Here is a 399-nt window from a genome sequence, read left to right as displayed (position 1 = left end):
AACCCACACTGCTGTTCGTCGTCGAGAGACCAGTGGACAGCGAATCCACACCGCTTTGCGCCGTGCTGATACCCGTCGAAGCCGACGTCGACAGCGAGCTCACGTTGCTGTTCGTCGTCGACAGACCGGTCGACAGCGAATCCACACCGCTTTGTGCCGTGCTGATGCCCGTCGAAGCCGACGTCGACAGCGAGCTCACGTTGCTGTTCGTGGTCGACAGACCCGTCGACAACGAGGCGACGTTGCTGTCCGTCGAAGACAGTGCCGTCGATAGCGATGTCACGCCGCTTTGCGCGGTGCTGATCCCCGTCGAAGTCGAGGTCGACAACGAATACAGCTGCTGGCCGTTGGTGGCGTCCGTGCTGGTCGCGCTCACTACACCCGGGGCAACATTGACGA

Annotated in this window: 1 pseudogene; it reads right to left on the bottom strand. The window is 61.9% G+C overall.

Annotated elements, in window-relative coordinates:
* Positions 1 to 376: pseudogene (locus DPV79_RS43990) on the bottom strand (hypothetical protein); the annotation flags it as partial.
* Positions 377 to 399 lie beyond the last annotated feature (23 nt).

The sequence above is a fragment of the Burkholderia reimsis genome (genome assembly GCF_003294055.1).
GTDB classification, from domain to species: Bacteria; Pseudomonadota; Gammaproteobacteria; order Burkholderiales; family Burkholderiaceae; genus Burkholderia; species Burkholderia cepacia.
This window is presented reverse-complemented; position numbering and strand designations above follow the sequence as displayed.